The 25,938-nt window shown below is 33.7% G+C and carries 26 protein-coding genes, 2 tRNA genes and 3 pseudogenes; 21 read left to right on the top strand and 10 right to left on the bottom strand.

Annotation, left to right across the window (positions count from 1 at the left end; all coding sequences use genetic code 11):
* The first annotated feature begins 106 nt into the window (after nt 1-106).
* The 9 genes from P5P87_RS15810 to P5P87_RS15775 all read left to right on the top strand — a co-directional run bounded on the left by P5P87_RS15810 (nt 107) and on the right by P5P87_RS15775 (nt 6,144).
* Entirely contained in the window at nt 107-301 is a 195-nt protein-coding gene (locus P5P87_RS15810) for a hypothetical protein (protein WP_198854932.1), read from the top strand.
* Between the two features lie 87 nt (nt 302-388).
* Nucleotides 389-595, top strand: coding sequence for a hypothetical protein (locus P5P87_RS15805; RefSeq protein ID WP_278019883.1), 207 nt, complete (start codon nt 389-391; stop codon nt 593-595).
* 57 nt (nt 596-652) lie between these two features.
* Nucleotides 653-859 carry a hypothetical protein gene (locus tag P5P87_RS15800; RefSeq protein ID WP_198854931.1) on the top strand — a complete coding sequence of 69 codons (207 nt, stop codon included), beginning with the start codon at nt 653-655 and terminating at the stop codon, nt 857-859.
* 94 nt (nt 860-953) lie between these two features.
* On the top strand, nt 954-2,249 hold the full coding sequence (locus P5P87_RS15795; RefSeq protein ID WP_278019882.1) for a radical SAM/SPASM domain-containing protein: 1,296 nt from the start codon (nt 954-956) through the stop codon (nt 2,247-2,249).
* A gap of 14 nt (nt 2,250-2,263) precedes the next feature.
* Complete coding sequence (locus P5P87_RS25950) at nt 2,264-2,857, top strand: cysteine peptidase family C39 domain-containing protein (RefSeq protein ID WP_340696569.1); 594 nt, start codon at nt 2,264-2,266, stop codon at nt 2,855-2,857.
* The gene (locus P5P87_RS15790; protein WP_340696568.1) at nt 2,847-4,460 is read left to right on the top strand and encodes a peptidase domain-containing ABC transporter; all 1,614 of its coding nucleotides are present in this window, start codon (nt 2,847-2,849) and stop codon (nt 4,458-4,460) included. The genes P5P87_RS25950 and P5P87_RS15790 overlap by 11 nt, the downstream gene beginning before the upstream one ends.
* 727 nt (nt 4,461-5,187) lie before the next feature.
* Entirely contained in the window at nt 5,188-5,361 is a 174-nt protein-coding gene (locus P5P87_RS15785) for a hypothetical protein (RefSeq protein ID WP_278019881.1), read from the top strand.
* Between the two features lie 55 nt (nt 5,362-5,416).
* On the top strand, nt 5,417-5,725 hold the full coding sequence (locus P5P87_RS15780; protein WP_198854928.1) for a recombinase family protein: 309 nt from the start codon (nt 5,417-5,419) through the stop codon (nt 5,723-5,725).
* Nucleotides 5,726-5,934: 209 nt separating this feature from the next.
* Entirely contained in the window at nt 5,935-6,144 is a 210-nt protein-coding gene (locus tag P5P87_RS15775) for a hypothetical protein (RefSeq protein ID WP_278019880.1), read from the top strand.
* Nucleotides 6,145-6,280: 136 nt separating this feature from the next.
* Here the strand turns inward: P5P87_RS15775 and P5P87_RS15770 are convergent.
* The 3 genes from P5P87_RS15770 to rseP form a co-directional block, all read right to left on the bottom strand.
* A tRNA-Asn gene (locus P5P87_RS15770) sits at nt 6,281-6,354 on the bottom strand.
* A gap of 39 nt (nt 6,355-6,393) precedes the next feature.
* Nucleotides 6,394-6,467, bottom strand: a tRNA-Asn gene (locus P5P87_RS15765).
* An 83-nt stretch (nt 6,468-6,550) separates the two neighbouring features.
* Complete coding sequence (gene rseP, locus P5P87_RS15760) at nt 6,551-7,894, bottom strand: RIP metalloprotease RseP (RefSeq protein ID WP_278019879.1); 1,344 nt, start codon at nt 7,892-7,894, stop codon at nt 6,551-6,553.
* Between the two features lie 201 nt (nt 7,895-8,095).
* On the opposite strand from rseP, the pseudogene P5P87_RS15755 reads away from it, so the two are divergent.
* The 11 genes and pseudogenes from P5P87_RS15755 to hflX all read left to right on the top strand — a co-directional run bounded on the left by P5P87_RS15755 (nt 8,096) and on the right by hflX (nt 18,674).
* A pseudogene (locus P5P87_RS15755) lies at nt 8,096-9,165 on the top strand (NADH:flavin oxidoreductase/NADH oxidase).
* A 216-nt stretch (nt 9,166-9,381) separates the two neighbouring features.
* Nucleotides 9,382-10,426, top strand: a pseudogene (locus P5P87_RS15750) (Gfo/Idh/MocA family oxidoreductase).
* Between the two features lie 262 nt (nt 10,427-10,688).
* Nucleotides 10,689-11,903: an MFS transporter gene (locus tag P5P87_RS15745; RefSeq protein WP_198854924.1), complete on the top strand. Its 1,215-nt coding sequence runs from the start codon at nt 10,689-10,691 to the stop codon at nt 11,901-11,903.
* A gap of 200 nt (nt 11,904-12,103) precedes the next feature.
* Entirely contained in the window at nt 12,104-13,054 is a 951-nt protein-coding gene (locus P5P87_RS25945) for a carboxypeptidase-like regulatory domain-containing protein (RefSeq protein WP_340696567.1), read from the top strand.
* A gap of 13 nt (nt 13,055-13,067) precedes the next feature.
* A complete protein-coding gene (locus tag P5P87_RS25940) occupies nt 13,068-13,997 on the top strand; it encodes a hypothetical protein (protein WP_340696566.1) in 930 nt (309 codons plus the stop codon).
* Nucleotides 13,998-14,140: 143 nt separating this feature from the next.
* On the top strand, nt 14,141-14,923 hold the full coding sequence (locus P5P87_RS25935; RefSeq protein WP_340696565.1) for a hypothetical protein: 783 nt from the start codon (nt 14,141-14,143) through the stop codon (nt 14,921-14,923).
* A 19-nt stretch (nt 14,924-14,942) separates the two neighbouring features.
* On the top strand, nt 14,943-15,215 hold the full coding sequence (locus P5P87_RS15735) for a DUF5689 domain-containing protein (RefSeq protein ID WP_278019878.1): 273 nt from the start codon (nt 14,943-14,945) through the stop codon (nt 15,213-15,215).
* Complete coding sequence (locus P5P87_RS15730; RefSeq protein ID WP_278019877.1) at nt 15,193-15,837, top strand: DUF5689 domain-containing protein; 645 nt, start codon at nt 15,193-15,195, stop codon at nt 15,835-15,837. Before P5P87_RS15735 ends, P5P87_RS15730 begins: the two co-directional genes overlap by 23 nt.
* Nucleotides 15,838-15,863: 26 nt before the next feature.
* On the top strand, nt 15,864-16,280 hold the full coding sequence (locus P5P87_RS15725) for a choice-of-anchor J domain-containing protein (RefSeq protein ID WP_278019876.1): 417 nt from the start codon (nt 15,864-15,866) through the stop codon (nt 16,278-16,280).
* A 137-nt stretch (nt 16,281-16,417) separates the two neighbouring features.
* Complete coding sequence (locus P5P87_RS15720) at nt 16,418-17,275, top strand: hypothetical protein (protein WP_198854921.1); 858 nt, start codon at nt 16,418-16,420, stop codon at nt 17,273-17,275.
* Between the two features lie 166 nt (nt 17,276-17,441).
* Nucleotides 17,442-18,674, top strand: a complete 1,233-nt coding sequence (hflX, locus tag P5P87_RS15715; RefSeq protein WP_198854920.1) for a GTPase HflX — start codon at nt 17,442-17,444, stop codon at nt 18,672-18,674.
* A 141-nt stretch (nt 18,675-18,815) separates the two neighbouring features.
* Here hflX and P5P87_RS15710 read toward each other — a convergent pair whose 3' ends face one another.
* The 6 genes and pseudogenes from P5P87_RS15710 to P5P87_RS15685 form a co-directional block, all read right to left on the bottom strand.
* A complete protein-coding gene (locus P5P87_RS15710) occupies nt 18,816-19,766 on the bottom strand; it encodes a DUF3078 domain-containing protein (RefSeq protein ID WP_198854919.1) in 951 nt (316 codons plus the stop codon).
* Between the two features lie 78 nt (nt 19,767-19,844).
* A complete protein-coding gene (locus P5P87_RS15705; RefSeq protein WP_278019875.1) occupies nt 19,845-20,354 on the bottom strand; it encodes a DUF2480 family protein in 510 nt (169 codons plus the stop codon).
* Between the two features lie 81 nt (nt 20,355-20,435).
* Entirely contained in the window at nt 20,436-20,759 is a 324-nt protein-coding gene (locus P5P87_RS15700; RefSeq protein WP_012023258.1) for an SUF system Fe-S cluster assembly protein, read from the bottom strand.
* 87 nt (nt 20,760-20,846) lie between these two features.
* Entirely contained in the window at nt 20,847-21,272 is a 426-nt protein-coding gene (locus tag P5P87_RS15695) for a SufE family protein (RefSeq protein WP_278019874.1), read from the bottom strand.
* A 2-nt stretch (nt 21,273-21,274) separates the two neighbouring features.
* Nucleotides 21,275-21,628: a hypothetical protein gene (locus P5P87_RS15690; protein ID WP_278019873.1), complete on the bottom strand. Its 354-nt coding sequence runs from the start codon at nt 21,626-21,628 to the stop codon at nt 21,275-21,277.
* Between the two features lie 83 nt (nt 21,629-21,711).
* Nucleotides 21,712-22,923: pseudogene (locus tag P5P87_RS15685) on the bottom strand (aminotransferase class V-fold PLP-dependent enzyme).
* Nucleotides 22,924-23,142: 219 nt separating this feature from the next.
* Between P5P87_RS15685 and P5P87_RS15680 the strand changes: the two are divergent.
* Nucleotides 23,143-24,492, top strand: a complete 1,350-nt coding sequence (locus tag P5P87_RS15680) for a serine hydrolase domain-containing protein (RefSeq protein ID WP_278019872.1) — start codon at nt 23,143-23,145, stop codon at nt 24,490-24,492.
* Between the two features lie 103 nt (nt 24,493-24,595).
* Here the strand turns inward: P5P87_RS15680 and sufD are convergent, their stop codons facing one another.
* A complete protein-coding gene (gene sufD, locus P5P87_RS15675; protein ID WP_278019871.1) occupies nt 24,596-25,912 on the bottom strand; it encodes a Fe-S cluster assembly protein SufD in 1,317 nt (438 codons plus the stop codon).
* Nucleotides 25,913-25,938 lie beyond the last annotated feature (26 nt).

Here is a 25,938-nt window from a genome sequence, read left to right as displayed (position 1 = left end):
CAAATTTAGGGATATCAGTTTTGCAATTATGAAGTTTTTATAATGAATTATGCCTGAGCAGCTGGGTTAAATGCTGATTATATAAATAATTTAAAAACTATGTAAAATGAAGAAAAGATTAAAAAAAATTCCAGGACTTAAAACAGAAAATGGATTATTAGTGGGCGGTTTTGCATCTTTGGATGTTAGCCAGATGAATAAAATACGAGGCGGTAAGCAAGCGCCTGAAAGCAATGTTGTTTGCGATAATAAAGGAAACTGCAATGGAGATAATGGAGCATGCACCAATGCAAGCTGTTAATAAAAACGAAAAAATTTATAGATGAAAAGTCCGAAAAAAATTCTGAAGACTTAAAAGATATGGAGTTTTAATTCATTAATAATTTTTATGAAAACAAATAAAAATGCAGGGAAACTGCCTGCCTTAAAACAGGATAAAAATGGCGGACTTTCAGGAGGATTCGCTTCATTGACTGATTCTCAACTGTACAAAATAAAGGGCGGTAAGATGCCTCCAGATTGTACGAACAGTGCATGCTCAAACGCATCATGTGCTGGCGAATCTAATGGAGTATGCTCAAACGGAGTATGCTGATAGCTATAAAACGAAAAAAAAATTACTGTAAAATTAATTTTAATAAAATCTAAATCTATGAAGTCAATTATAAAAATTGAGAATCTAAAGACATTAAAAATCAATTCGAAAAGTGTCTTAAGCGGAGGATTTGCATCATTGGACGAATCTCAAATGGCTAAAATTCGTGGAGGAAAGCAGGCGCCAGGGGTAAATGATTATTGCACCAATGGAACATGCGGAGGCGGAAACGTTGAGTGTACAAATACTTCTTCATGCAGTTAAATCAAGCTCTTATACAATCTATAAGATTTTAATAATTATGTTGGCATAGAGATTTTATTGTCTCTATGCCAATAATTAAATAAAAATTATCATTATGAAGTACAGCAAATTCAATAATTTTTTTAATTATGAGGATAAAAAAATCGGATATAATGCATTTTCAAATGAATTTGTTCTTTTGGATCCAGAACTTTTTGAATTGTTTCAAGCTTCAAGAAGAGAGGACGATTTTGAGGAGCTATTTAATATCCATCCGGATTTCCATACTCATCTAATTGAAAAAGGGTTTTTAGTAGAAAACGAAACCGACGAAATTGAAAATGTAAAAAATCTGGTTCGGCAGATCGACAGGGAAAATGAATCTTTTTATCAGCTGACTGTCAATCCAACCATGAATTGCAATTTTAAATGCTGGTACTGCTACGAAACCCATATAAAAGCATCTAAAATGTCTCAGGAAACGATTTTATCAGTGATAAAATTTGTTGATAATTTATTGGCTGAAAAGAAAAATTTAGAATATTTCCATCTAAGCTGGTTTGGTGGAGAGCCTTTGCTTTATTTTGATAAAACAGTTTTGCCACTTCTTGAAGAGATTTATCCAAAAATGCAGGAAAGGAAAATTGGCTTTACTTCAGGTTTCACCACTAATGGTTTGTTAATTAGCCAAAAAATGCTTGATTCATGCAGAGCTTATGGCGTGAATTATTTCCAGATCACTTTAGACGGACACAGGGAGAGACATAATAAAGTGCGATATGTTTCGAAAGAAAAAGGGTCGTACGATGAAATAGTGGCAAACATTATTTTAGCTATAAAAAATGCTTTTACGGTAAGTGTAAGATTAAATATTTCTGAGGAAACTATCGAAACGCTACCACAGATTATTGATGATTTTATTAATCTGATAGATACAGATAAGAAGTTTCTAAATTTTTCATTTCATGAGGTCTGGCAGGAGAAAAAGGATATTCATGCAGATGTTCAGGGCATTGTGGATCTGTTTCGGGAAAAAGGATTCAATGCCCTTTATAAAGGAATGAATTTAGATACTGTGCGAAATTCATGTTATGCTGACAAAAATAATCATGCAACTTTAAATTATAATGGAGAAGTTTTCAAGTGTACTGCGAGAGATTTTGAGTCAAAATCTAAAGAGGGGCAACTGAACGAGAAAGGTATTATTGAATGGAATGATAAGTTTGAGGATAGAATGAATTCTAAATTTAAAAACCCGCCCTGTCTAGACTGCAGTATACTTCCAATATGTAACGGGGGATGTTCTCAGCAGGCTATCGAACATAAAGGGGTAGATTATTGCGTAAATAATTTTGATGAAAACAAAAAGTTGGAAATTATTAAAGACAAATTTTTATATGCCATTTCTTAAAACAATATTTCTTTATGGTTTTTACTGCCCAGCATGATCAGACAGATTGCGGACCAGCATGCCTGTCAATGATCGCCAGTTTTTATAAAAAAAAATACCCTCTGCAGTTCTTAAGAGACCGTTCCTATATTAACAGAGAGGGGGTGTCTTTATTTGGCATCACGGAAGCGGCACAAGGAATAGGATTCGAAACGCTTTCAGGCCTGCTTTCACTTGAGAGGCTTATTGAAGAGAAAGACAGCCTGCCATGTATCCTGCATTGGAATCAGAATCATTTTGTGATTCTTAAAAAAATAACACAAAATTTTTTTTCTAAGAAATATCGTTTTCATCTTGCAGATCCAGCTCATGGCTTCATCACTTTAAGTGAATCCGCATTTAGAAAATCGTGGATATCTGACGGACACTCAGGTATAGTCTTATATTTACAGCCAACAGATAAGTTTTACGATTATAAGGAACCAGAAGAAATTAGGCTGTCTGCCAGCTATTTGATAAATTATTTAAAGCCCTATAAAAAACAGCTGGCATTGATGGTCCTGATGCTTTTTTTTGGCAGACTGTCTGACATTAGTTTTGCCTTTTCTAACCCAAAGCTTGATAGATGAAGGAATCAGTGCAAAAAGGATAGATCTTATAATGCTAATACTGATTGGCCAGTTATCTGTTTTTTTGGGCACCTTGTTTTTTGAAATTATTAGAAACCGGGTGATGCTAATTGTGGGATCTAAACTAAGCATAACCATTGTCTCTGAGTTTTTAAGAAAACTGATGCAGCTTCCGGTTAAATTTTTTGATTCAAAAATGATGGGTGATTTCAGCCAGAGGATTCAGGATAATGAGAGAATTGAGCATTTTTTGACTTCTCAAAGCCTAATTACTTTCTTTTCAGTGGTGACATTTTCGGTGTTTTTTGGTGTTCTTTTTTATTATAACATTTGGATTCTTGTTGTTTATCTAATTCTTACTGTAATATCTATCATATGGTCAGTTTATTGGCTTAAAAAAAGACAGATTTTAGATTATTTCAAGTTTCAGCACCGAAGCGAGAACCAGGAATCAATCTATGAGATTGTAAGCGGTGCGGCAGAAATGAAACTTAACAAATTTGAAGATTTCAAGCGTGATGAGTGGGAAAAAATACAGCAGAAACTTTTTAATATAAATATTCGTATTTTAAAGATTGACCAGCTGCAAATTTCTGGTTTCGAATTTATTAATCAATTGAAAAATATTCTGGTAACTTTTTTTTCTGCCACATTAGTTGTAAAAGGGAAAATGAGTTTAGGTGAGCTGCTGAGTGTTACCTATATTGTCGGGCAGATGAATTCTCCAGTTAATCAGTTGGTCAATTTTTTTCGCTCACTTCAGGATGCAAAATTAAGTTTTGAGAGATTAAACGAAGTTCAAAATCATATTATTGAAGAAGATCCCACTATTCACGAAAAACTATTTGACAGAAATACTATGCCAACAGGCATAACATTCAAAAATGTAAGTTTTCAGTATGACGGACCAAAATCAGCTTATGCACTGAAAAATATTAATTTTAAAATTCCTGAGGGGAAAATTACTGCTATAGTAGGCGCCAGCGGCAGCGGGAAAACTACACTGATGAAACTATTATTAAAATTTTATTTGCCAAGTGATGGCGAATTATTGTTTAACAATAAAAATATAAATATAATCTCCCCAAAAAATTTGAGAGAAAACTGCGGCGTAGTTATGCAGGACGGTTTTATTTTTTCAGATACCATAGAGAGAAATATTGCGACAAGTGATAGACTTATTGATGAAGAGCGATTAAAGAGAGCGGTCAGCATTGCAAATATTGAGGACTTTATTTTGTCTCTTCCACTCGGGTATAAAACAAAAATAGGGGCTTCTGGGAATGATATTTCCGGCGGGCAGAAGCAGAGGATTTTAATCGCCAGAGCGGTATACAAGGATCCCCATTATATTTTTTTAGATGAAGCAACTTCTGCTCTTGATTCCGAAAATGAAAAAATCATACACGAACGCTTGCATGAGTTTTTTAAAGGCAAAACGGTTCTGATAATTGCCCATCGTCTTTCAACTGTAAAAAAGGCAGATAATATTGTGGTCTTGAAAAACGGGAGTATTGTTGAACAGGGAAATCATAAAGAGCTGGTTGATATTAGATCAAATTATTTTAATTTAGTTCGAAATCAATTAGAATTGGGCAATTAATAGTGTTTGATAAAGCCCTTAAAAATATGCCAGTTTTCTGCCGTAGAATTCGTTTTATTAGAATAAAATTTTTCTAAAGGATATTAAAAAAACTATCTTAATTGCACTTATATTTTTAGGGTATTATGGCTGTAAAACAGGTGAAATGACAATGGACGAGAGAAATCTTGTAATAGGGAAAATTGATCAGATTTATGATGAAGATCAGAAATATACCTGGCATGCCTCCTGCTGAGCTGACTCGAAAGTATGGAAGCGAAAAAGTATAAGAAATCTTCAAAAAAAGAGAGATAGCATAAATGCCATCAATCAGGGCCACATTAATTTAATTTTCAATCATTTCGACTATCCTGGCTATGATAAAGTAGTCGCTGATGCATCTGATAAATTTTATATAACTGTCCAACACGCTGGATTAGAAAAAATTAAAAGTGTTCGAGATTTTTTATTTGAAAACAAAATTGACGCCTCCAATTTTTCCCCAATAAAATATGCGATTGTTTACTCATTGATGGTTGAACCATGCATACTCCTTATTTATAATGACGGTACAATAAATTTAATGTCCAAATCGCAGTATTTAAATTATCTAAGCGATAAGTTCATCTTACTTACTCGTATCTCTGTTAATTTACTTGACATATCGCAAACAGAGTTTCCAAAAAATGGTTTCACAGATTTTTCAAATGGCGACTAGGTAACTACTCTAACACATAAAGAGCTTGAATTGCTTTACTATCTGCGAACTGATGATGAAATTTATTTAATTGAAAGTTCAATGAAATTGAATGTTAATACGAAAGTTGTTGATATTATAAATAAAAGTGCTTTTCAGGATATTGAAATTAAAGTAAGAGATGGTAGAACTATTTTAATAAAATCTACCGAACTAAAAAAGTAAATGGAATCAGGACTATGACGCGAAAAAAGGGCTTAAAACTTCTAAGCAAGGCTTTATGAATATGTTGAGAAACTTTTTATATGTCGGGAGAATAGTTGTTCCAGAATGGAAAAAAGAGCTGTTGGAAATTGTAGATGGCTTACATTCTAGGATAGTTTCTGAAGAAATATTTGAAAAAGTTGCATCAATTTTGTCTGATAAAAAAAGAAAGTCTCTCATTACAAATTTAAATGATGAAATGTTGCCTTTGCGTCAACAACTTTTGTGTTCTAAATGTGACAAAAAGTTTACAGGAGCTCCATCTAAGGGAAATGGGGGTAAATTTTATTATTATCATTGTCGGAATAGATGTAATGGAAGTTAGAGAGCAGAAGAGTTACATGGTTCTTTTTTACTTTCCTTAAAAAGTTCGAAATAAAAGATGAGGTCTACAATTTATATTTAAGAATTCTTGAAAGTAAGTTTTCGGAAAATTCAAAAATTCGAGATAACAGAATTCGAAAAATTTATTTAGAAATTCAAACACTAGAGATTAAAATTATAAAACTCGAAGATTCAATTGGAGAGACTGAAGTGCCAATTGCAAGAATTCTGACCATAATTAAACACTATGAAGTTGCAATAAATGAGATGAAAGATGAAAGAGAAAGTTTAAAAATAGCTGATAAAGAATTTACTGCCTATTTGAAATTTGGAATTTCATTTTTAAATGGAGTTGGTATATACTATGAAATGAGTGATTCTAAGATTAAAAAAAATGATTATTGGTTCGATATTTCCTGAGAAATTGATATTTGATGATAAAACTTATCGAACCGTAAAAGAAAATGCTTTTCTAGAGTTAATATTCAACAATAACAATGCCTTAGAAGGCGTTAAAAAAAACAAGCCACTCTTTCGAATGGCTTGTCTATTAAAGCTCCCCCTCTTGGGCTCGAACCAAGGACCCTCTGATTAACAGTCAGATGCTCTAACCAACTGAGCTAAGGAGGAATCACCTTAAAAGGTTAATATGTTTGCTAAAAAAAGTTGCTCCCCCTCTTGGGCTCGAACCAAGGACCCTCTGATTAACAGTCAGATGCTCTAACCAACTGAGCTAAGGAGGAAAGTGTTGCTCTTTTTAGCGAGTGCAAATATAAAACTATTTTTAGTTTCTCAAAAACATTTTCACTCTTTTTTTGACTTTTTTTTACTTGCCAACAATCGCCTTGTAAATGTCGTTACCGTTAGCAAACAGTAGTAGTGAAATAAGTAAAACAAAACCAACCATTTGCGCATTCTCTAGGAATTTATCGCTCGGTTTTTTGCCGCTTACAATTTCATACAATAAAAACATCACGTGTCCACCATCAAGAGCAGGAATTGGCAATAAATTCATAACACCAAGCATAATCGACAATAAAGCTGTGATTGACCAGAAAACTTCCCAGCTCCAAGAACTAGGGAAAATGTTATAAATAGCCGCAAAACCACCTACTTGTTTGTAAGCTTTAGTTTCTGGATTAAAAATCATTTTCAATTGTTTTCCGTAACCTACTAATTGATCTTTTCCTTTTTGAAGACCAACCGGAATAGATTCAAAGAAACCGTATTCTTTCGTGCTTATTTTATAGTATCCTAGTTTTTCTAAAGATTTCATATCTAAACCACCAGCAAAAACGCCTAAAGTTCCTTCTGGAGATACTTTCACATTAAGCGGGGTTTCTTTTAAATCACGTAAAACAACTGCAGAAATTTCTTTTCCTTTATTAGCGACTAAGATTGCTTTAGCCTCGTCAAAATATTTAACTTTTTGTCCGTTAAGAGAAAGAATCAAATCTTTTGCTTTTAAATTTTGGTTAGGAGATTCTTCTCCAACTTTTCCAATAGCAAAAGGTCTACGAATATCGATAAGCATTCCTTTCTCTGTTTTAGAAAGCTGATCAACAAAATCTGTTGGCATAGTAATCGTTTGCTGTTTTCCGTCTCTTTCGATCAAAACGTGTTTTGCCATGATCACATTCATGTTCATATCGCTGTCAAAGTTTTCTACAGCTTTTCCATCAATAGAAATAATTTTATCTCCAGTTTTAAAACCAGCTTTAAGCATAGCAGGATTTTCAATCGCAACACCATCTTTTAAGTCAGCATTAGCAATATAAGTATCTCCGTAAGCAAATGCCATTCCGATATAGATAATAAAAGCTAGAATAAAGTTTACGGTAACACCACCAAGCATAATAATTAAACGCTGCCAAGCTGGTTTTGAACGAAATTCCCAAGGCTGAGGCGGAAGCGCCATTTGCTCTTTATCCATACTTTCGTCAATCATTCCAGAAATTTTCACATAACCCCCAAGCGGAAGCCATCCGATACCGTATTCTGTTTCTCCGATTTTCTTTTTGAAAAGTGAATATTTAACATCAAAAAACAAGTAAAATTTTTCGACTCTGGTTTTAAACAATTTAGCAGGGATAAAATGCCCTAATTCATGAAGAATAATAAGTAAAGATAAACTCAATAGAAATTGAGAGAGTTTGATAACTATATCCATTTGTTGTTTTTAATTCGTATTTAACGCACAAAAGTAGCGTTTTCTATTTTAATATAAGAGTGCAAGATAGTGTTTAAGGTTTTAAATGTTTGTTAATTAATAAACATTTCGATTTCTCTTTTTAACAAGATGCCGTAACTTTACTTTTCGAACACTGCCTTACTCAATTGGTAGTATAAACTCATTAAAAGTTACAAGTTTATGGCAACGAAATTATTTTCTCCTATTACTATAAAAAATATCACCTTAAAAAATAGAATTGCAATCTCGCCCATGTGCCAGTATTCTGCAGTTGACGGATTTGCAAACGATTGGCATCTGGTTCATTTAGGAAGCCGTGCCAGTGGAGGCGCTGCACTGATTATTCAGGAAGCTACTGCAGTTTCTCCAGAAGCCCGAATATCTCCTGCCGATTTAGGAATCTGGAAAGACGAACATATCGAAAAACTAAAACAAATCAACGCATTTATTGTTTCTCAAAATTCGATTCCGGAATTCAGTTGGCACATGCAGGAAGAAAAGCGAGTGTTTCGGCTCCGTGGTTGGGAAATAAAAAGTTAGATTTCGCTCAAGGCGGATGGCAGACTGTTGCGCCAAGCGCGATTCCGTATCACGACAACGAACCGTTTCTTCCAGAAGCGTTAAATAAAAACGGAATTCAAAAAGTAATTTCAGATTTTAAATCGGCAACAAAAAGAGTGGTCGAAGCAGGATATCAGGTTATAGAAATTCATGCAGCGCATGGTTATTTATTGCATCAGTTTCTTTCTCCGTTAACAAACGTAAGAGCTGACGAATATGGAGGAAGTTTTGAAAACAGAATCCGTTTTACATTAGAAATTGTAGAAGCGGTTCAGTCAGAATGGCCTTCAGATTTGCCATTGTTTGTTAGAATTTCGGCAACAGATTGGGCAGAAAACGGATGGAACCCAGAAGAATCTGTACAGCTTTCTAAAATATTAAAAGAAAAAGGAGTAGATTTAATCGATGTTTCGTCTGGCGGATTGGTTTCGCATCAGAAAATTACATTAGGGCCAGGTTATCAGGTTCCTTTTGCAGAAAAAGTGAAACAAGAAGCAGGAATTTCTACAGGCGCAGTTGGTTTAATTACAGACGCCAAACAAGCTGAAGAAATTTTAAATAACGGTCAAGCCGATTTAATTTTGTTCGCAAGAGAATCTTTAAGAAACCCAAATCTTCCTTTGGATTTTGCTAAAGAACTAAACGCCGATATTCAATGGCCAAAACAATACGAAAGAGCTAAACTTTAAATATTTTTATTAGCCACAGATTACACAGATTAAAATGATTTTTTTTAATTTTTTTTCGCCACGAATTACACAAATTTTCACGAATTTATTTAAGTTTTGAACATTATGATTTGTGTAAATTTGTGTAATTGCTTCGCCTATTCGCTATCGCTCGGGTCGTGGCAGACATAAAATCTTTTTTAATCCATTTAATCTGTGGCAAAAAAACATAACAACATGCAAAAGATAAAGACAGCATTATTATCATACGGAATGTCGGGGAAAGTTTTTCACGCTCCGTTTTTAGATATTCACGAAGGATTTGAACTTTTAGGCTCTTGGGAAAGAAGTAAAAAACTAATTCAGGAAGATTATCCATACGTAAAAAGTTACGCTTCGCTAGACGAACTTTTAGCAGACGATGTAGATTTAGTAATCGTAAATACGCCAGTTGGAACGCATTACGAATACGCTAAAAAAGTGCTTTTGGCAGGAAAGCATGCCGTTGTAGAAAAAGCTTTTACTACGACTGCAGCCGAAGCAAAAGAATTGGCAAAAATTGCAAAAGAAAAAGGTTTAAAATTGGCTGTTTTCCAGAACAGAAGATGGGACAGCGATTTTAAAACCGTTAAAAAAAGTAATTGATGATGGTCTTTTGGGAGATTTAGTAGAAGCCGAATTCCATTTTGACAGATACAATCCGTTATTAAGTCCGAAAGCGCATAAAGAAACAGCAAATGATGGCGCAGGAGTTTTAAAAGATTTAGGACCGCACATCATAGATCAGGCAGTAAGTTTATTTGGATGTCCGAAAGCGGTATTTGGAGACATTCGAGTAACCAGAGAAAACTCTGTTGTAGACGACTGGATCGATTTGACTTTGTTTTATTCTAATTTTAGAGTACGCTTAAAAGCAGGATTTTTTGTGAGAGAAGCCAACCCAGCTTATACTTTGCACGGAAAAAAAGGTTCTTTCTTAAAGCCTCGCGGAGATGTTCAGGAAGATGATTTAAAAGTAGGTAAAAAACCAAACCTAGACTCTTGGGGAACAGAAGATGAAAACTTGCAAGGACTTTTGCACACCGAAATAGACGGTAAAATTGTGAGAGAAAAAATCCCAACGCTTCAAGGCAATTATTTTAGTTTCTTCGATGGCGTTTACGACTCGATTGCAAACGATAAAAAAGAACCTGTTACTGCAGACGAAGGGGTAAAAGTAATGCAGGTTATAGAAGCCGCAATTGCAAGTAATGCCCAGCAAAAGGTAATAGGTATATCATAAAAATGTTCCTACGGAATAATGAAATATAAATAATTAAAGGGATTATCTCAATTTTTGAGATAATCCCTTTTTATTTTCTTGAAAAAATGAAACAAATTATAATTCCATTAAACCCGAAAAATTGTAATTTTAATAGACCAAATTCAATTAAAAACCTTTGAATTTATAAACAATAACGTTGTATATTGTGTATAACCTGAGGCTTTATGCACTTTGACGAGCGTTTTTAGTATTTTTGACAACATTCCAATAAAAATTCAATATGCTGATAAACATTAATCCATTATCGCTTTTTCAGACCAAAGCCAAAATCAAGAAAGTATTTAGAGAAGCCAAAGCTTCGTATTTAAACCGAATTCGTTTTGCTGTTGGAATGTTTTATTTTGGAATGGGTTTGAGTTTTGCTACATGGGCAAGTAGAATTCCAGACATCAAAAGCGCTTTACATTTGTCAGAAGGCGATTTGGGCTCTATACTTTTTGCGCTTCCGGTTGGACAGCTTATTGTTATGCCATTTTCAGGAAAAATGGTAACTAAATTCGGTAGTCATCGTATTTTGGTTTTCTCTTTAATAATGTATGTTTTGTGCTTAATCAATTTAGGTTTGGCAACAACATCATTGCAATTATCATTAGGATTATTCTTGTTTGGTGTGTTCGGAAATCTTGCCAATATTGCCGTAAATACTCAAGGAGTTTATACAGAGGTTTTATTCAAAAAAACAATCATGTCTTCTTTTCACGGAATGTGGAGTTTTGCTGGATTTACTGGTGCATTGGTAGGTTTAGGAATGCTGGCTTTAGATTTAAGTCCGTTGCATCATTTTATGATTGTAGCCGGAATTGTATTATTGATGGTCGCATTTAATTTTAAATTTTTAATTAGAGCCAAAGAAAAAGTAAAGCCAAAACAAGAAGGCAAAAAACTATTTGTAAAACCAGACACAGCTTTGCTTTGGTTAGGAGTAATAGGATTCTGTAGTATGGCGAGCGAAGGTGTAATGTTCGATTGGAGTGGCGTTTACTTTAAAGACATTGTAAAAGCGCCAGGACCATTGGTAGTTTTGGGCTATACTTCTTTTATGATTATGATGGCTAGCGGAAGATTTTTAGGCGACGGATTAATCAATAAATTCGGACGTGAACGTGTTATGCAGATTAGCGGTGTCATGATTTCGGCTGGACTTTTTACAGCTGTTTTTCTTCCTTATATCATTCCGTGTACAATCGCTTTTATGTTTGTAGGTTTGGGTGTTGCAACGATCGTTCCTACTGTTTATAGTATTGCAGGTAAAAATCCAACCGTTCCTGCGGGCGAAGCTTTAACGATTGTTTCTAGTGTAAGTTTCTTAGGTTTCTTAATGGGACCTCCAGTAATTGGACATATTGCACAAAGTTTCGGATTGCAGTTTTCTTTTGCCTTCATCGGAATTTTTGGTGTTCTGATTGCTTTTATGGTTTCTAAAATTAGAACTTAGGCATAACTCTATTTTGATTAAGATGTATTAAAAACAAATAAATTTGTAAGAATTTATTTGTTTTTTAAATATATTATCTATATTTGAATTCAAGCATTGACTGGAGTTCTAAACGGCTCTTTTTTCCAAAAACCAATTTTATCTTTTGAATAAAGGATTTCAATCCTAAGATTATTTTTCAAAGTAAATTGGATTTTTTAATGGTAAAAAAATACGTTGTCTTCTTTTTTATATGGTTTTTTAATTTTTCTTTTTCGCAGAAGGAAATCACAGTAACAGGAATTGTTATTGATGCTCGAACGCAAAATCCGCTAGAAAGTGTCGTGGTAACCATACAAAATACCGCTGTGATGCAGCTCACTTCAAAAATAGGGAAATTTGAACTTCATATATTTCCTAAAAAAGAACAGCTTCTTTTATTGAGAAACCAAGGTTACAAAGATTTTCTTTTAAAAGTCCAGTCTAATTTAAAAGAAAATATAGATCTCGGAATTTTACAATTAGAAGATACTTATTCAGATGAAGTTCCAGCTGCATTGATTACGTTGTCAGACAATGATTTTTCAGATGATAACAGTTCCTCTGAAATGACATCTGGTCTTTTGCAATCTTCAAGAGATGCTTTTATGCAGGCATCGGCATTCAATTGGGGGCAAGCTCGATTTCGCGTTCGTGGTTTGGATAGCGAAAATGCAATCACAATGCTTAACGGAATGCCAATGAATAAAATCTACGATGGCAGACCGCAATGGGGCAATTGGGGCGGTTTAAACAATGTACTTCGCAATCAGGAATTTTCAATCGGGACAGCTGCTTCCAATTATACCTTTGGAGGAATTTTAGGCACACAGCAGATTTTTACTCGTGCTTCTTTGTATAGAAAGGGAGAATCTTTTACGTTTTCTGGGAGCAATACCACTTATTTATGGAGGGCAGTTGCTACTTATGCTTCGGGAATGAATTTGTCTGGATGGGCTTTTGTCGTTTCAGCAGGAAAACGTTGGGCAGATGAAGGCTATTTTGAAGGTACAAGTTTCAATGCAGATTCGTTTTTTATTAGTGTAGAAAAAAGTAAACAAAAGACATTCTCTCAATTTTACAGGGTTTTATACGCCAAATTCAAGAGGAAAAAATTCAGCCAATACAAATGAAGTTACCAATTTAATGGGTGAAAAATACAATTCATATTGGGGATTTCAGAACGGTGAAAAAAGAAATGCCAGAGTAAAAAATGTAGAAGAACCGCTGTTTATGCTGAATCATTACTTTAAAATTGATGATAAAACCAATCTGAATTCGGGTGTAATGTACCAGTTCGGAAAAGTCGGAAACAGTAATATTGATTATCAAAATGCAAATAGTCCAGACCCTGTATATTATAGAAAAATGCCAAGTTATTTTAGTTCGCTTTACGCGAAAGATCAAGGCGAATTTTCTGGTGCGTTTACCCCAGATTATGAAAATGCAGAAAATAATAAAACAGCTTTTTTAGCAAATCCGAGGATAAATTGGGACGAATTGTATTTTGCCAATCAGAAGCTTGGACCCAATGGATATGAACCTGCACAAAGCCATTATGTTCTCTATGAAGACCGAACTGACGACAAGACTTTAGCAGTAAATTCAAATTTAAATACACAGATTACGCCTAATATTTCTTTTGATGGCAGTTTTACTTTTAAGAAACTAAAATCGCATAATTTTCAATATTTGCTAGATCTTCTTGGCGGAGCATATTTTGAAGATATTGATCCGTTTTACAAAGGAAATCTCTCTCAATCAGATTTGCAACATCCAAATCGGCAAGTTGTTAAAGGAGATGTTTATGGATATAATTATAATCTGCTGGCTAACACTTTGGATGTTTTTACCCAATTTAAATTTAGTTATAACAAAACCGAATTTTTCTTGACGCAGTCTTATTCATTATCAAATTATCAGAGGGAAGGATTATATCAAAACGGACTCTATGCAACAACATCTTTAGGAAAAAGCGAGAACGTAAATTTTGAAAATTTTGGTTTCAAAGGCGGATTTACCTATAAAATTTCAGGAAAACAATTACTGTTTTTTAATGCGAGCACATTTTACTAGAGCGCCTTCACTCAGAAATACTTTTTCGAATGCACGGTTAAATAATAACATTGTTGATGGGATCGAAAGTGAGAATACGAGTAGTGCAGAGGCTAATTATGTATACCGCTCATCAAAACTAAAATTGCGTTTAACGGCTTATTATGCTCGCAATTAAAAATAGTTCCAAAACGTCTTATTTCTATGCTGAAGGAATTTTTGACAACGGTTCTGGCTACGATCCTACAAACGCATTTGTTAGTCAGACCTTGACAAAATTGGATAAGAAAAATACAGGAGCAGAATTAAGTTTTGAGTATCAAATCTCATCAACATTCAAAACAACTTTATCTGCGGCATTTGGAAATTATGTTTATAGCAGTAATCCGAGTGTCACAATTACCAATGATGCCAACAGATCAAAAGATGGAGCGCAAACGACTTTTGATTTTGGGTCTGCTTTTTTAAAAAATTACAAGCAACCTGGAACTCCGCAACAGGCGTATTCTTTTGGATTAGAATATCGTGATCCGAAGTTCTGGTGGATTGGCGGGAATATAAATTATTTGGCCGAAAGCTATATTGATGTTTCACCAATTTCTAGGACTTCTCAATTTTACATCAATCCAGCTAACGGTTTTCCTTTTCCTGAAGCAACTTCCGAAAGAGGAAATGAATTATTAAAACAGGAAAAATTTCAACCAATTACATTGTTGAATTTTAACGGTGGCAAGTCTTGGCGCATTCATAAAAAATACATCGGACTTTTTGCCAGTATAAATAATGTTTTGGGTTTGATATATAAAACAGGTGGTTTTGAACAGGCAAGAAATGCAAATTTTAGAGCCTTAAATCAAGATATGACCAGTGGAACACCTTCTTTCGGATCTAGGTATTATTATGGCTATGGCCGAACTTATTTTTTAAATCTTACAATCGGTTTATAAACTGAAAAATTTATTTCTCATGAAAAAATTAATTTTATTTTTTGGCTTATGCTTACTATATAGCTGCAGTAACGAAGTTGAAAATCCAAAATTGGCATGTACACAGCCCAACCTTACTGTAAGCAAAACAGTAGAAAAAATATACGAGCTTACAGGAACAACTGCCAAACAATATTTATATGATGATGTTATAGAAGCTTATGTGGTTTCGAGCGATGAGGGAGGTAATTTTTTCAAAACGATTTCATTGCAAACAAAAGAAACCGAAAATGCTTGCAGCTCTTGGTTTTAGTGTTCCAGTAGATGCTACAAATACTTATATTGACTATCGTGTTGGTAATAAAGTATATGTAAAACTTAAAAATCAATTTACAGATTTGTATTATGGAGGTTTAAGAATCGGAAGTTTATATGTAAGTAACGCAGGAGACCCAACAATTGGAAGAATTTCTCAAAACGAATATAAAAATGTACTAAATGCTTCATGTGCAAATTTAGACGAGGATCAATTGGTAAAATCGCTTACTATTGAAGAAGCACTTTCAGATTCTAAATTAAATACTCTGATCGAATTAAACGATGTTGAGTTTACAGAGGCAGCATTGGGGCGTCATTATTTTGAAGAGTCTAATAATATCGGAGGCTCTACCAATTGGTATTTGAGAGATAAAACAGGAAATCAAGTTATTTTTAGAACAAGCTCTTATGCAAAATTTGCCGATCATTTTGTGCCCGAAGGAAATGGAAAAGCACGAGGAATTATGACAAAATTTGGGTCAGATTATCAATTTATGGTGCGTTCTGAAAGTGACGTTGTGATGAACGGAAAAAGAAGCACTCCGTTTTTTTCAGAAGATTTTCAATCGGTTAAAAACAATGTAAATTTTACGCTTCCGGCTGGAGCAATATTGTAGAAAAAGCTTCAAAACTTTGGAAAAGCATGGTCTATTCTGGAAATGGTTATGCAGAGTTTAATACTACAAGCACAACCGCAGCCGAGAATGTGGCTTGGCTTGTTTCGCCAAAAATAGATCTTACAGGATATAAAAATGCAGTGCTTTCGTTTAGAAGCGCGCAACACGATTTGAAAGTAGATTCGCCTTTAAATACTTTAGAAATATATATATCAACCAATTTTGACGGTGCAAGCCTGGCCAAAGCAAGATGGGTAAAACTTGAAGCAAAAGTACCTACGCTCTCAACACCTTCCCGTGAGTTTATGAGTTCTGGCGGAATAGATTTATCTGCTTATTCAGGAAATATAAATATTGCTTTTAAATATATCGGTTCAGGGAAAGACAAAACGTTAAATGGTGCTTTTATGGTTGATGACATAAAGATATTTGGAGAGAAGTAAGAACTAATTTAGAATAATGAAATTAATAGATTGATTTTTAAAGCATTATTGAAAAGTTTGTAGTTTTTGTATTTCAAAACGTTAAAATCTAATTGAATTTTGTATTTTGGTCATCCCAAATCAATACAAAAACAAATATGAGAACCTACTTTATTGCCATCTTATGGATGGTATTTCCTTTCTTGATGCACAGTCAAGACAACGTTAGACTAAAGCAGATTAACATTGTAAAAACAAATTACCAAAACTCTAAAGACGGTGAAATTGTTAACAAAACAATGGTTTTTAAAGAAGGTAAACTTCAAACCATAACTACTTCAGATGTTGTACAGCATTTTTTTTATAACAAAAATGGTTTGCTAGATATGACTGTAAAAGATAAAGTGGGAAGCGACTGGAAAGAGGTGATAAATTATACTTACGACGCTGACAACAACATTACCAAATTTGTAAAAAAATATCAAGAAGGACCAAACTATATTACAAAAGTAGTTTCGTTTGTATATGAAGGAGCAAGAGTAAAAGCAACAACAAAAAAGAGTACTAATCATCAGAATTTAGTAGACGATATTGAATACCTTGTTGAAAACGGAATTATTGTAAGACGTACTTCCCGTGATAGAAATAAGGCAATCATTGGAAAATTGGAATATGTTTATGTAAACGATAATGTGTCAAGACACAAAGGATTGGTTGGAGACAAAATTTCAAAATCATATACTTACGATGATAAAAAGTCGGTTGATCAGTTAATCGTTCAAAACCTTTTTGGAGATAATTACAAAGTAATTGTACCAATGATTTCTTATCATGAAGAAGAATTTGAGTTTGAATCGATTTCTTATAATAATGAAATGAATTTCAGCCCATCATCTGCAGCATTAGTTGCGGTGAGCAGAAAATACAAATACAATAAATTAAACTACCCAATTTCTTGCTCTCAGATAGAAGAAAATGGAATTGTGAAAACGGAAAAAACGTTTATTTACGAATAAAAGTTTTAAAAATAGACCATTTATTGATTAAGTGGAACCTTGTTGAGTTTATCTTGACGGGTTCCATTTTTTTTTTGATGCTTATTCTACGAATATAAATGTAAAAACAAAATTGTATAATTGATTGTAGCTTACAAATCATTAAATTTGCGACTTATTCAAGACTATGTTAGAAAAAGAAGTTATAAATTTTGAGAGAACAGTTATCGTTGGTATTGTTACTCAGAATCAAAGTGAAGAAAAACTAAATGAATATTTAGACGAATTGGAGTTTCTGACTTTTACTGCTGGAGGTGAAGTTATTAAACGCTTTTCGCAGAAAATGGAACGCCCTAATCCGAAGACTTTTGTTGGAACGGGAAAAATTGACGACATCAATCTTTTTGTAAAAGAGAACAAAATATCGACTGTAATTTTTGATGATGAATTAACACCATCTCAGCAAAAAAATATCTCAAGAATTATTGACTGTAAAATTCTAGACAGAACAAACTTAATTCTAGACATTTTTGCGCAGAGAGCTGAAACTTCATATGCAAGAACTCAGGTAGAATTGGCGCAATGTCAATATTTATTGCCAAGACTTTCGGGCTTATGGACACACCTTGAGCGTCAAAAAGGGGGAATTGGTATGCGTGGACCTGGAGAAACAGAGATTGAAACCGATAGACGTATTGTGCGTGATAGAATTTCATTATTGAAAGATAAAATCAAAACAATCGACAAGCAAATGAGTATTCAGCGAAGCAATCGCGGTGCAATGGTTCGTGTTGCTTTGGTTGGATATACCAATGTTGGAAAATCGACTTTGATGAATGCAATTGGTAAAAGCGATGTTTTTGTCGAGAATAAATTGTTTGCAACTTTAGATACAACGGTTAGAAAAGTAGTTATTAAAAACCTTCCTTTTTTACTTTCTGATACAGTTGGATTTATTCGAAAATTACCAACTCAATTGGTTGATTCATTTAAAAGTACATTAGATGAGGTTCGTGAAGCCGATTTATTACTGCATGTAGTAGATATTTCGCATCCAGATTTTGAAGATCATATCGAATCTGTAAACAAGACTTTGCAGGAAATAAAAAGCAACGACAAACCAACTATTATGGTTTTTAATAAAATCGATGCTTACAAACATCTTACTATTGACGAAGATGATTTGATTACAGAAAGAACCCGTAAACATTATACTCTTGACGAGTGGAAGCAAACGTGGATGAGTAATGTTGGTCAGAATAAAGCTTTGTTTATCTCAGCTAGAAATAAAGAGAATTTCGAAGAATTTAGAGAAACAGTTTATGAAGCTGTTCGTCAAATTCATATTACTCGTTTTCCTTATAATAAATTCTTGTATCCTGATTACAAGGATGCAGTTGAAAAAGAAGATGAAGAATAAAATGAAGAAAAGCTTTTGATAAATTCAAAAGCTTTTTTGTTTTGCCACAGATTAAAGGATTATTTAGATTAAAAAATCCTTTTAAATCTTTTAATCTGTGGCATTAATAATTTTTACGCCGGAATCTAGTACGATGGATAATTAAAATCCAAAATTAACTCCTAAACCAAATACTTCTCTAGTTTGGAGTCCTGCAAATGCATTATCATCATAAATAGCCTGAAACGATAAATTAGCAGATAGAAACTTGTTGATTTTCATTATGACATTTAGCGAATAATTTATATCGACATTTTGTGGGTCTTCAAGATAATTTGAATAAAGGTTAAGTGTGTTTTCGGCAGTCACATTTGTCATGATTGCCAATTTGTAATAGACTGAAGCATAAAAACCAAGTTCGTAACGCATAGTTTTGCCTTCGTCAACACCAAAATAACTGCCGTCTACATATGGTAGACCAGTAAATCTGTCAATTCCAGTTGTATAGGCATTGTCTACAAAAGTGAATTTTGAAGTTAGAGGAGCAAAATTTATTTTAAGATTATCGTCTTTTGTCCAGTAAATACCAGGACCAGTGGTAAGATATCCCGGAGACATAAATTTGGTTTGTTCAGTCCTTATCTGCTTCCCATTTTCATCTTGATCATAAATGTAGCCCGTTGAAAATTGTGTTCTAAAATTTAGAAAGTATGAATAATACCATTGTCCAAAAGCTTTTTTTCCGAGTATGGAATTGAATTCTAAGCGGTCATCAGTTTTTTTTGTGAAGTCATCATTTTTGGTTTGAAGAAGACCGTACGATGCTAAAACTTTGTTGTCCCAAGTTAAATCATCTTTTTTATAGTTGAAATCATAATTGATTCCTAACGTTCCAGAAAAGCTGTCTTCACCTCCTGCAATCCAGTTGTTAAAACTCGATTGATTCAGTAAAAGAGAAACAGTTCCTTTTGTTTTCCAGCCTTCGCCTTCGATAGTATCGTTAATTTTTTTTACTGCCTTTTCAGTATTCTGAATTAACTCTTTTTCTGAATTTTGGGCTTGTACAAACGTGAAGTTTACTAAAATGAAAAGTAATAGAGTTAGCTTTCTCATGGTTTTTAGTTTAGAGTGTATTATCAAATATACTAAAAACCAATTGAAAGATAAAGGTTGATGCGTTGTTATTGCAGGTTATTTCTTAGATTCTTTATATAAAGGTACTGCAGAACATGCTTCTCCGTACATTATACTTCTTGCAAATGGCTGTAAGTGAGTTGTTGCTAAAATATAAGCGCGCATTGGAACTGGTTTTCTAGAACAGCCTTTTACAATGACAGGTTTGCCTTTGTAGGCAGAATAGTCAATTGTACTTAAAATTTCTTCGTAAAGACTTGCATCTAGATCTTCAATAGTTCCGTTAACGACTTTTTTTGCAAAAGGAGCCAAATGAACACTCACCAAAATTAATGCCCAAGCAGGAATTATGGCATCTGTACTACAATGTACAGCCACATATTGATCCTGATATTGCGACCAATCGTGATTTTTAAGATGCTCTCTAAAGTCTTTTTCTTTCAATAAAAATCCTTCCAAAAGCCATTGCGAAATGTCAATCTGCACACGTATTCCTTTTGGATAATAATCTTCAAGATCAAAAACCTCTAAAGCACTATTGGCAACTTTATTGATAATTTCTTCCATTTTTTAGTCTGAAAGTCGAAAGTTGAAAGTCATAAAGTCTTTTACTTTGGACTTTATGACTTTCAACTTTATGACTATTTTTTAAAGCATTCCTAATTCTAATTTTGCTTCTTCGCTCATTAAATCTTTGCTCCAAGGCGGATCAAAAGTAATTTCAACGTCTACATCTTTGATGTTTTCTATTGTTTTTACTTTTTCTTCAACTTCTCTAGGTAAGCTTTCTGCAACTGGGCAATTTGGTGAAGTAAGTGTCATCAGGATTTTTACTTCGTAATCTGTGTTTACCATTACGTCGTAAATTAATCCTAATTCATAAATATCTACAGGAATCTCTGGATCGTAAATTCCTTTTAAAACTCTTACGATTGATTCTCCTAATTCGTTTGTGTCTATTTCTTGTTCCATTTTGTTATTTGTTTTTTTGCCACGAATTTCACAAATTTCCCGAATTAAAAATTAGTGTTTATTCGTGTAATTTGTGGCAGAAGAAATTTAATTTTTGTTTTTAGCATCAAAAGCCAAAGCGTACATTTTGATGTTTTTTATCATCGAAACCAAACCGTTGGCGCGTGTTGCGGATAAATGTTCTTTTAAGCCGATTTCGTCTATAAAATCAGTATCAGCTTCTAAGATATCTTTTGCTTTTTGATTAGAGAAAGCACGAATTAAAATTGCAATTATTCCTTTAGTCAAAATAGCATCACTATCTGCCGTAAAAACAATTTTATCATCTTGCTGTTCACCTTGCGACCAAACTTTAGACTGACACCCTTTGATTAAATTATCTTCGGTTTTGTATTCTTCTTTAATTAACGGAAGACTTTTTCCTAGTTCGATGATGTACTCATAACGCTGCATCCAGTCGTCGAACATTGAAAATTCGTCTATTATTTCGTCTTGTATTTCTTTTATTGTCATAATTATTCTTTAGAAAAATCAACTAATAAATTAACTAGTTTTTCGATTTCTTTTGGCGGAAAACCATTGTCAAAACCTGGTGTTTCGTATGTTTTCCCTTCTTTAGTTATTTTTAAATTTCCTATTGCAGCGCCATCATAAGTGCGTTTATCTGTCGGTGCTTTTAAAGTAGAAAGATCGTCTAAATTAACTTTTGAATATGCTGAAACAATCTCGTTCCATTTTGCATCATCAATATTGCTTTTAACGGCTTCTGCGTTACGTTCTTTAACAACTGAAACGGTTTTGTTTTCAACGGTAATCACTTTATAATAACCTCTTGAAAGTGCAGAGTATTCAATTTGTGTAGCTTTCATGTCTGCTTTTTTTGACTGCAGCATCCCGTAGCAATAAAAAGTGTCAGGAGCAATAATGATACTATTCGCATATAATTTGTTTTTTAGCTTAACATAGTTTGTGCTTTCTTAACAGCATCAACCATAGCATCAATTTCTTCTTTTGTATTATAAAATGAGAAAGAAGCACGAATTGTTCCGAATACAGAAGAAGTTCATAATTGGTTGAGCACAGTGATGTCCTGTTCTAACTGCAATTCCTAACTTATCTATAATAGAACCAATATCATACGGATGAATTCCATCAATATTAAACGAAACTACAGAAGCTTTGTTTTTGGTGTTTCCGTAAATTCGGATACCTTCAATTTCATTAAGACGTTTTGTAGCGTGTTCTAAAAGTTCGTGTTCGTATGCCTCAATATTTTCGAAGCCAATGTTGTTCAAATAATCAATTGCAGTTCCTAATACAATTCCGCCAGCGATATTTGGAGTTCCAGCTTCAAATTTATGCGGTAAATCTGCGTAGGTTGTTTTCTCGAAAGTAACTTCTTTGATCATTTCTCCGCCGCCTTGGTAAGGAGGAAGTTTATTCAGCCAAGCTTCTTTTCCGTAAAGAATTCCAGTTCGGTTGGACCGCACATTTTATGGCCAGAAAAAGCATAAAAATCGCAGTCTAATTCCTGAACATCTGGTTTTAAATGCGGAACAGCCTGCGCGCCATCAATTAAAACCGCAGCTCCAAATGAATGTGCCTTATCGATAATATATTTGATTGGATTAATTACACCCAATGCATTTGAAATATGATTTACGGTAACAATTTTCGTTTTATCTGAAAGCAGTTTATCAAATTCCTCAATGATTAATTCTCCATTATCATTGATTGGAATAACTCTTAAAATGGCTCCAGTTTTTTCGCATAACATTTGCCAAGGCACAATGTTACTGTGATGCTCTAATGAAGAAACAACCACTTCGTCACCAGATTTTAAAATCGAAGCAAATCCGTTTGCAACTAAATTAATTCCGTGAGTTGTTCCCGAAGTAAAAAGCACTTCGTGCGCATGTTTAGCATTGATGTGATCTTTTACTTTTCCACGAGAAATCTCGTAAGCATCAGTTGCTAACTGGCTTAAAGTGTGAACGCCACGGTGAATGTTCGCGTTGATTTCTTGATAATATTTTACTTCTGCATCAATCACAACTTTTGGTTTTTGCGAAGTAGCTCCGTTGTCGAAATATACTAATGGCTTTCCGTTTACAGTTTGAGAAAGTATTGGGAAATCAGCTCTTATTTTTTGAATATCTAGCATGTCTTATTTAGAAAAAATCTATTTACAAAAGTACTAAAACTAAATTTGTTTATACAGAAATTCTATAATTTCCTTTTATGATGCCATTGTTTGAAGCTGTAAATGCTGATTCTGTAAAAATCAATTAAGTTTTCTGAATTATCTGGAATGGTTTTCTAATTTGACACTTAAAATCGTGAACATAAATTATTTATATTGCAGTAAAAATATCTAATCATTATGAAAAAAATTCTCAAAGTATTCCTTCTTGTATTAGTTCTGGCTTTTTTGTATTTCGGTTTCACAACGTATCCGAAACTTGATCTGATTTCTGGTTTCTCGGCTAAAAGTGTTGCATCAGGGCATTTTATTGATAATCGTCCGTTGGATTTAATTGAGAAAACGGATAATGATATTAAAATGATAGATCTAGCGAAAAACGCAATTGATGATGCTGGGAAATTTGCGGTCGCTTCTGTTTATGGATTAAAAGAAAGAAAAGCGATTTATCGTGAAGGATTAGGAGCAACTTTGATTAATGATAATTTTGATATTTCGAAGCCTTATTTGCTTCCAAAAAGAACAAAACTAGAAAACAATCTTCCTTTCCCTTACGGAAATAATGAACCAAAAGATACCGCTTTCGCGAATGTCGATTACGCAAAATTAAAAAAAGCAATTGATGATTCTTTTGATAAAAATGGAGGAAAAGCAAAACGGACGCGCGCGGTTGTAGTTCTATATAAAGACAAATTAATTGGCGAAAAATACGATACAGGTTTCAATAAAAACAGCAAAATTTTGGGTTGGTCGATGACAAAAAGTATCACAAGTTCTGCTTTTGGAGTTTTGGCAAAACAAGGAAAAATTAATATTTATAAACCTGCCCCAGTTGCAGAATGGAAAAATGATGAACGAAAAAATATTACGATTAATGATTTGCTTCACATGAATTCTGGTCTAGAATGGGAAGAGAATTACAGTACAATTTGCGATGCTACAAAAATGCTTTTTCAGGCCGAAGATATGGGAAAAGTGCAAATGGATAAACCAGCAAAATATAAACCCAATACACATTGGTATTATTCTTCTGGAACGACCAATTTATTATCGAGAATTTTAAGAAGCCAATTTAAAACCCAACAAGAATATCTTGATTTCTGGTACAACGCTGTAATCGATAAAATAGGAATGAATTCGATGATTGTGGAGCAGGATATGTCAGGAACGTTTGTAGGTTCATCTTACGGATGGGCAACACCAAGAGACTGGTCAAAATTTGGATTGTTATATCTTCATAAAGGAAACTGGAACGGAGAACAAATTCTGGATGAAAGCTGGGTAAAATACACATCAACGCCAACGAATACTTCTGAAGGGAAATACGGAGCACAATTTTGGCTAAATGCTGGAGGGAAATTCCCGGATGTTCCGCGTGATATGTTTTATTGCAGTGGTTACCAAGGTCAAATGGTGGCGATTATTCCGTCTTTGGATATGGTAATTGTGAGAATGGGAGTGAAGGAAGAAGAACCTGGATTTGATTTTAATGGGTTTTTGAAGGATGTCATTTCTTCAGTAAAAAAATAAAATTTAACCGCAAAGACGCTAAGTAAAAGCGCAAAGTTCGCAAAGTTTAAAACTAAACCTTGCGAACTTTGCGTAACCTTTGTGCCTTTGCGGTAAAACCCGACTACAAATCAAATCCTAAATTCACACCTAATTTCGTAGCAATGATTTTAGTAATTCTTTGTTTTAATTCTGGTATTTTAATGCTTTCGATAACGGCATTTGAGAATGCGTACATTAATAAAGCTTTAGCTTCTTTTTTCGGGATTCCACGAGACTGCATGTAGAACATTGCTGTTTCATCAAGCTGTCCAACAGTACATCCGTGAGAACATTTTACGTCGTCAGCAAAAATCTCTAATTGTGGTTTTGCATTGATTGTGGCTTTGTCACTCAATAAAATGTTGTTGCTTTTTTGGAAAGCATTTGTTTTTTGAGCTTCTTTTTCTACCAAAACTTTTCCGTTGAAAACTCCTGTTGAGCGATCAGAGAAAATTCCTTTATAATCTTGGAAACTTTCGCAATTTGGTTGTGCGTGGTTTACCAAAGTATAATGGTCAACGTGTTGTTTGTCATTTAAGATTGAAATTCCGTTAAGCGTACTTGTCAATCTTTCACCAAAGTGATAAAAGTTTAAGTTGTTACGAGTTAAATTTCCACCAAAAGAGAAAGTGTGCACGTAAGCATGGCTTTCCTGTTGTTGCGAAACGTAAGTGTTGTCAATTAAATTGGCTTCACTATTATCGTTTTGAATTTTGTAATAATCAACAATCGCACGTTTTTGAGCAAAAATCTCAGTAACAGAGTTTGTTAAAACCGGATTTTCATTCAAACTTTGGTGGCGCTCAATAATTTGAACATGTGAATTTTCGCCCACAATAACCAAATTTCTTGGCTGAACCATTAAAGTTGCTTCATTTCCTGTTGAGAAATACATGATCTCAATTGGTTTATCAGCCACTTTTTTCTTTGGGATATTGATAAAAGCACCTTCAATTGCAAAAGCCGTATTCAATGAAGTCAAGCTGTCATCTTTACTTGCAATCTGATTAAAGTATGTATCAATAACCATTTTATATTTTGGTTTGGTCAATGCTGATGACATCAAGCAAACATCAATTCCGTCATGCGTTGTAGAAGACAAATGCGAACTGAAAACGCCATCGATAAATACTAATTTGTATGTATCGATTTCGTGCAAAAAGTATTTTTTTACTTGATTAAATTCGATTGCATTTTCCTGCTTTGGAAAAACCGTAAAGTCATTTTTTAAGATGGCATTTAGCGATGTATATTTCCAAGCTTCTTCTTTTTTGGTTGGGAAACCTTTATTTTCGAAGTTTTTTAAAGCATTTGTGCGTATGTCATGTAAATCTGAATGTACATCAACACGCTCTTCAAAAGCCATAAAAGACGATACTAATTTTTCTTTTAAATCCATTTTCTTAGTTGTAAGTTATGAGTTAT

The organism is Flavobacterium ginsengisoli (assembly GCF_029625315.1).
GTDB classification, from domain to species: domain Bacteria; phylum Bacteroidota; class Bacteroidia; order Flavobacteriales; family Flavobacteriaceae; genus Flavobacterium; species Flavobacterium ginsengisoli.
The sequence above is the reverse complement of the archived record's forward strand: the minus strand, read 5'-3'. Positions and strand labels throughout refer to the sequence as shown.